The sequence below is a fragment of the Micromonospora sp. NPDC049580 genome, from assembly GCF_040675595.1.
In the GTDB taxonomy this organism is placed as follows: domain Bacteria; phylum Actinomycetota; class Actinomycetes; order Mycobacteriales; family Micromonosporaceae; genus Micromonospora.
The window spans coordinates 1-6388 of sequence record NZ_JBFAPG010000371.1 but is presented as its reverse complement, the minus strand read 5'-3'; the positions used below and the strand labels follow the sequence as shown (position 1 = coordinate 6388).

At 70.7% G+C, this 6388-nt stretch carries 7 protein-coding genes and 1 tRNA gene; 4 read left to right on the top strand and 4 right to left on the bottom strand.

Annotation, left to right across the window (positions count from 1 at the left end; translation table 11 throughout):
• A partial coding sequence (locus AB0J68_RS24285) for an FHA domain-containing protein (protein ID WP_363940553.1) occupies positions 1-337 on the bottom strand: 337 nt, incomplete at its 3' end.
• 6 nt (positions 338-343) lie between these two features.
• The gene (locus tag AB0J68_RS24280; RefSeq protein WP_007454122.1) at positions 344-1132 is read right to left on the bottom strand and encodes a DUF3662 and FHA domain-containing protein; all 789 of its coding nucleotides are present in this window, start codon (positions 1130-1132) and stop codon (positions 344-346) included.
• A 207-nt stretch (positions 1133-1339) separates the two neighbouring features.
• Between AB0J68_RS24280 and AB0J68_RS24275 the strand changes: the two genes are divergently transcribed.
• The 3 genes from AB0J68_RS24275 (at position 1340) to AB0J68_RS24265 (ending at position 3409) form a co-directional block, all read left to right on the top strand.
• Positions 1340-1425: transfer RNA gene (locus AB0J68_RS24275), tRNA-Leu, on the top strand.
• A 65-nt stretch (positions 1426-1490) separates the two neighbouring features.
• Complete coding sequence (locus AB0J68_RS24270) at positions 1491-2606, top strand: NAD-dependent epimerase/dehydratase family protein (RefSeq protein WP_354854938.1); 1116 nt, start codon at positions 1491-1493, stop codon at positions 2604-2606.
• Positions 2603-3409, top strand: a complete 807-nt coding sequence (locus tag AB0J68_RS24265) for a WecB/TagA/CpsF family glycosyltransferase (RefSeq protein ID WP_354854937.1) — start codon at positions 2603-2605, stop codon at positions 3407-3409. The genes AB0J68_RS24270 and AB0J68_RS24265 overlap by 4 nt, the downstream gene beginning before the upstream one ends.
• 69 nt (positions 3410-3478) lie before the next feature.
• Here AB0J68_RS24265 and AB0J68_RS24260 read toward each other — a convergent pair whose 3' ends face one another.
• A complete protein-coding gene (locus AB0J68_RS24260) occupies positions 3479-5035 on the bottom strand; it encodes a S8 family serine peptidase (RefSeq protein ID WP_363940552.1) in 1557 nt (518 codons plus the stop codon).
• Positions 5036-5253: 218 nt separating this feature from the next.
• On the opposite strand from AB0J68_RS24260, the gene AB0J68_RS24255 reads away from it, so the two are divergent.
• Positions 5254-5853 carry a hypothetical protein gene (locus AB0J68_RS24255; protein WP_363940551.1) on the top strand — a complete coding sequence of 200 codons (600 nt, stop codon included), beginning with the start codon at positions 5254-5256 and terminating at the stop codon, positions 5851-5853.
• Here the strand turns inward: AB0J68_RS24255 and AB0J68_RS24250 are convergent.
• Positions 5821-6222: a hypothetical protein gene (locus AB0J68_RS24250; protein ID WP_363940550.1), complete on the bottom strand. Its 402-nt coding sequence runs from the start codon at positions 6220-6222 to the stop codon at positions 5821-5823. The genes AB0J68_RS24255 and AB0J68_RS24250 overlap by 33 nt on opposite strands.
• Positions 6223-6388 lie beyond the last annotated feature (166 nt).

The window sequence follows — 6388 nt, the reverse complement described above, 5'->3', positions numbered from 1 at the left end:
GAGACTCGTGCCGCGCGGAGGCGTAGTCGTCGGTGATGACCAGGGTGGAGTCCTCGGCCCGACCGATGGTGATCTGCGCTTCACCGAGGGTGATGCGGGTGCCGGCCAGCTGACCTGCGGTGACCACCAACTGGTGGGCCGCCCTGCCCCGCTTCACCTTCGCCGGTTTGGCCGCCTGCCCCGTCGAGGCGCCAACCGCGCGTGGTGCCGCCACCAGGCGACCGGACCGTGCCCCCGCGAAGAGATCCCGACGGATCACGCCGACCACCGTGAACACGAAGATCCACAGCAGGATCAGGAACCCGAACCGGGCAACGGTGATGACCAGTGCCGGCAAGGCGGCTCAGCCGTCCACGCGGAAGGTCAGCGTCGTGGTGCCGAGCTGGACCATGTCACCCGGGTTGAGGGCGACGGCGGAGACCCGCTGCCCGTTGACCATGGTGCCGTTGGTGGAGCCCAGATCGGTCAGCACAACCTGGCCGCCATCGAAATCCAGCCGGGCGTGTCGCCGGGAGATGCCGACGTCGGGCAGGCGCAGGTTCGCCTGGTCGCCGCGACCGATCACCGTCGACCCCATCTGGAGCGGGTAGGTGCGTCCGTCACCGGAGACCAGCCGCACGTTGCGGCCGCCACCGTGCCCGGGCGGCGGGCCGTAGCCGCCACCCTGGTCGTACGCGGGGTAGGCGGGCGGGCCGGCGTCGTAGCCGGGTGCCGACACGGGGGCGACCTCGCCGCCGGTGTAGACCTCGGCGGTGACCCGGAACATTCCCGTGTCCAGGCCCTCGCCCCGCTCGATCTCGACGATCACGTCGCCGTAGACCGTCCAGGCCTGCTCGCCGATGAACTCCGCCTGCGACTGGGCCAGCTCCTGGGCCAGCGCGGCGGCGTACGGCGCCAGACGACTGTGGTCGAACGGCGAGAGATCGATCACGTAGCGGTTGGGCACCAACGTGCGCCCACCGGCCAGGATCGCCTTGTGCGCCTCGGCCTCCCGCTGCATGGCGTTGAGGATCTCCACGGGGTGGACCACCCCTTTGAAGACCTTGGCGAAGGCCCCCTCGACCAGGCCTTCCAGACGCTTCTCGAAGCGTTGCAGCACGCTCACCGGCTCCTCCTCGGGTCCCGAGGACATGATGGTATCCGGCCGGCGCGCGCGCAGCTCACACGCCGCTCGGCCGGCTGCTCCCGGCCCGTTCGGAAGGACCGGGACTGCCGTGCTAATCTTTCGTCCGCCACGAACGGTAACCGCTCGTGGCGAGCGTCTGGGACAGCGTAGTATTCCCGGGGCCTGTTGGAGACAGCGGGTCCGGGGCGGTTACAGTGTCTCGGGTCGTGCCACGGGGATGTGGCGGAATGGCAGACGCGCACGGTTCAGGTCCGTGTGCCCGAAAGGGCGTGGGGGTTCAACTCCCCCCATCCCCACCACAAGACGAGGGCTCCGCGGAATGCGGGGCCCTTCCGTCATATCGGGGCGTGCCGGGCGTCACGCTATGCTCCGATGGTTTCTGCCTCCGATGGACCAGGAGTGGCGTGTGAGTGTCGCGTTGGTGACCGGGTCGGGCGGTCTGATCGGCTCCGAGGCGGTCCGGCACTTCGCCGGCCTCGGTCTGGACGTCGTCGGCATCGACAACGACATGCGTCGGTACTTCTTCGGTGCGGACGGCTCCACCTCGTGGAGCCTGGAACGGCTCGGCCGTGACCTGGGTAACTCCTACACCCACTTCGCGGTGGACATCCGGGACCGCGACGGTCTGGAGCAGGTGTTCAAGAAGTACGGCTCGAACATCGCCGTGGTGATCCACAGCGCGGCGCAGCCGAGCCACGACTGGGCGGCCAAGGAGCCGTACACGGACTTCGACGTGAACGCCGGCGGCACGCTCAACATCCTGGAGAACACCCGCCGCCACGCGATCGACGCGCCGTTCATCCACTGCTCGACCAACAAGGTCTACGGCGACCGGCCCAACAGCCTGCCGCTGATCGAGCTGGAGACCCGGTACGAGCTGCCCGAGGACCACCGCTGGTACCAGGGCATCACCGAGGAGATGTCGATCGACCACTCGCTGCACTCGGTCTTCGGCGCCTCCAAGGTCGCCGCGGACGTGATGGTGCAGGAGTACGGCCGCTACTTCGACATGAAGACCGCCTGCTTCCGGGGCGGCACCCTGACCGGCCCGGCCCACTCGGCCGCCGAGCTGCACGGGTTCCTGGCCTACCTGATGCGCTGCGTGATGGAGGGCCGGACGTACAACCTGTTCGGCTACAAGGGCAAGATGGTCCGCGACGCGATCCACTCCCACGACGTGCTGACCGCGTTCGAGGCGTTCTTCCGGTCGCCCCGCTCCGCGGAGGTCTACAACCTCGGCGGCGGCCGGCACTCGAACACCTCGCACATCGAGGCGTTCGCGATCGCCCAGGAGATCACCGGCCGCGAGGCGCAGATCAACTACGTCGAGCAGGCCCGCACCGGCGACCACCAGTGGTACGTGAGCAGCATGGCCCGGTTCGAGGAGCAGTACCCGGAGTGGAAGATCACGTACGACGTGCCGATGATCCTGCGGGAGATCTACGAGGCCAACGTGGACAAGTGGGTGCCACAGTCATGACGGCCAAGACCAAGCGCAACGTGCTCGGCGTCCTCGTCGACGCCACCGACTACGCCACGGCGACCGACGCCGTGGTGACCGCGGCGCACGAGCGGCGGCCACTCGCGCTTACCGCGTTGGCCGTGCACGGCGTGATGACCGGTGTGCTGGATCCCGCGCACAATGCCCGGCTCAACTCCTTCGACGTGGTCACCCCGGACGGACAGCCGGTGCGCTGGGCGCTCAACCTGCTGCACCACGCCGGGCTCACCGACCGCGTCTACGGGCCGACGCTGACCCTGCACGTGCTCTCCCGCTTCGCCGACGAGGGGCTGCCGGTCTACCTGTACGGCTCGACCGAGGAGACGTTGGCCAAGCTGATCCCGGCGCTGGAGCGGATGTTCCCCGCGCTGAAGATCGCCGGTGTGGAGCCGTCGAAGTTCCGCGCGGTCCAGCCGGGCGAGGACGCCGAGATCGCCGACCGGATCCGGTCCAGCGGCGCCCGGCTCGTCCTGGTCGGGCTCGGCTGCCCGCGCCAGGAGGTCTTCACGTACGCCATGCGCCCGCTGCTCGACATGCCGCTGATGGCGGTCGGCGCGGCCTTCGACTACCACGCCGGGCTGCTGCGCCAGCCCCCGCCGTGGATGCAGCGCGCCGGCCTGGAGTGGTTCTGGCGGCTCGGTCTGGAGCCGAAACGGCTCTGGCGCCGCTACGTGATCCTCAACCCCGCCTACCTGACCCGGCTCGCCGGTCAGAAGACCGGTCTGTGGAAGGCCCGCCCGCCGGCCCCGGCCACCGAGCGGCCGGCCACCTTCGCGGTCTGACCCCCGATCGGGTACGACACGAGGCCCCACCGGGATCGTCCGGATGGGGCCTCGTCCCTGGGGAACAGGTCAGACGGTCAGGGTCCAGCTGTTGATGTAGCCGGTGTCGGCCGAGTAGGTGTCGCGCACCTGAAGTCGCCAGGTGCCGTCGGCGGCCTCACCGGACACGTTGGCCGTGTACGTGGTGTTCACGTTGTCGGCGCTGTCCGAGGTGCTGCTGTTCTTCAGCCGGTACGCGCTGCCGTCCGGGGCGAGCAGGTCGATGACCAGATCACCGCGGTACGTGTGCACGATGTCCACCGCCACGGTGGAGGCCGACGAGGCGTTGCGCCCGCAGCCGGCGATCGTGATCGAGCTGGTCACCGCCGCACCGGCGTCCGGGATCGACACGTCGGTGCCGTTGGTGCCGGTGCAGCCGGTGGGAGGCGGCGGGGTGGTTCCGGTGCCCACGTACAGCAGCCGGTTCGGCGAGCCCGAACCGGCGTTGCCCACCACGTTCGGGGTCGCGTTGGCCACCATCTGGTCGCGGATCTGCTGCGGGGTCCAGCCCGGGTTGGCGCTGGCCAGCAGCGCCGCCGCGCCGACCACGTGAGGTGTGGCCATCGAGGTGCCGCTGATCGTGTTGGTCGCGGTGTTGCTCGTGTACCAGGCCGAGGTGATCGAGGATCCCGGCGCGAAGATGTCCAGGCAGGTGCCGATGTTGGAGAACGACGACCGGGCGTCCGAGCTGGTCGTCGAGCCGACCGTGATCGCCTCCGCGGTACGCCCCGGCGAGGTGTTGCAGGCGTTCGCGCCGTTGTCGTTTCCGGCGGCGAGGCCGTACGTGACACCGGACGCGATCGAGTTGCGGACGGCGGTGTCCAGCGAGCTGTTCGCGCCGCCGCCGAGGCTCATGTTCGCCACCGCCGGCTTGATCGCGTTCTGGGTGACCCAGTCGACACCGGCGATCACACCGGCGTTGGTGCCACTGCCGGAGCAGTTCAGCACCCGTACGCCGACCAGCTGGACGCCCTTGGCCACCCCGTACGAGGATCCGCCGACGGTGCCGGCGACGTGCGTGCCGTGCCCGTTGCAGTCGTCGGCCGACCCGCCGTCCACGGCGTCGTAGCCGGAGGTGGCCCGGCCGCCGAAGTCGTTGTGGGTGAAGCGGATGCCGGTGTCGATGATGTAGGCGTGCACGTTGCTCGCCGTGTTCGGGTAGGTGTAGGAGCTGTCCAGCGGCAGGTTGCGCTGGTCGATGCGGTCCAGGCCCCAGGAGGGCGGGTTGGCCTGCGTTCCGGAGATCGACACCGTGTGGTTCTGCTCGACGTACGCGACGGCCGGGTCGGCGGCGATCCGTGCCGCCGCGCCCGCGCTGACGGTGACCTCGAAGCCACGCAGCGCCGTGCCGTAGGTGCGGGCGACCCTTCCGCCGTGCCGGCCGGTCAGCCGCTGCGCGGTGTCACCGACCCGGCTGGAGGTCACGGCGGTGTCCTTGAGGACGACGATGTAGCTGTCCGGCACGGCGGTGGCTCCACCGGCCTCCCGGACGACGCCGACGGGCTCGGCGGCCAGGGCCGGGGTGCCGACGGCCAGTACGGTCGCGGCGGTCACCCCGACCAGTACGGACCTGCGTGGAAGACCCATCTCCCTACCTCCCTCCGACCGGCGGCGAAACGCGACCACCGGTACCACATCGATCGACACTTGCCGATCGAGCCGAGAGTAGATCGATGAGGCCGGGCAGATAAACATGTCGAAACGTCCATCACGTCGATGGGATGTCCCCTACGGGCCCGGCTTCCGGGGCCAACGGGGGTCCGGCCCGGATTCGCCGCGCTCCCGGACGGGGAAGAGTCTCCGACATGGAGAGTCAGCTGACCATCGTGTTGCCGGTCGCCGCCGTCTGGCTGGCCGCCGGGGTCCTGGCCGACCGACTGCCCCGGCTGCGCGACGCGCGTGCGCTGCGTCGGCGTACCGGATGGTTGCTGGCGCTCGCGCTGGCGGGCGTGGCGCTGGTCGCGGCCGTGTCCATCGGCGGGCTGCTCAGCGCCGGCGCCGCGCCGGTCGACCGGGCCGCCGTCGGGCTCACCCTCGCCACCGGCCCGGCGCTCGTGGTGGCCGTCTGCTCCGTACGACGGATCCGCCGCCTGCGGGCCGGGGCCGGCGCGTTCGACACCGCACCCGGGACACCCGCCCCGCACGGGCTGCGCGCCGCCGCGGCGCACCCGCTCATCGGGTTGCCGTTGCAGGTGACCGCCCTGGCGACGGTGCCGGCGGTGATCGCGGCGGCCGGCGCGGACCTCGGCGCCGAGCCCGGGGTCACCGGGCCGGCGATCACCGTCGGCGCACTCGCGGTGGCCGCGATCGGCGTCCGGCACGCGCTGCGGCACAGCCGGCTCGCCGAGCGGGCTCAGCCCGCCGCGCCCCGGTCAGCGCGAGCGGCCGGACCCCTGCACGTATAGCAGCTCGAGGATCGCCCGGGTCGCCTCGAACCAGCGGTCCAGCCAGCCCGGCGGCGGGATGCTGCCCTTCGGCGGCAATTCCAGCAGCAGGCCGCGCAGCAGCGGGTGGTCGGCCAGCGAACCGGTCGGCTCCATCGGCCAGCCGGTCGGCGGGAACGACGGCTCGACCAGCGGATTCGGGTCCAGCGACGGCAGCGAGAGCGGCGCGTCGGCCGCCTCCTGAGCCGTCGCCTCCCGCCCGTCCAGCTCCTGGTCGGTCGAGACCACCTCGGTCAGTACCGTGTCCCGACGCGCCCCGCGGTACTTGCCACCGAACCGCTCCGGCTTGCCCGGACCGTTGGTGAGGTTCTCTGAACCGATCGTCGTCATCCGTCTCGCCTGCCTCGCTCGGGTGCGGGTCGGTGCGGCGGGTCGTCGACCAGCGCCGTACCGACCGGTTCAACGAGGCAGGCGAGACGGATGACGATGATCGGTTCAGAGAACCTCACCAACGGTCCGGGCAAGCCGGAGCGGTTCGGTGGCAAGTACCGCGGGG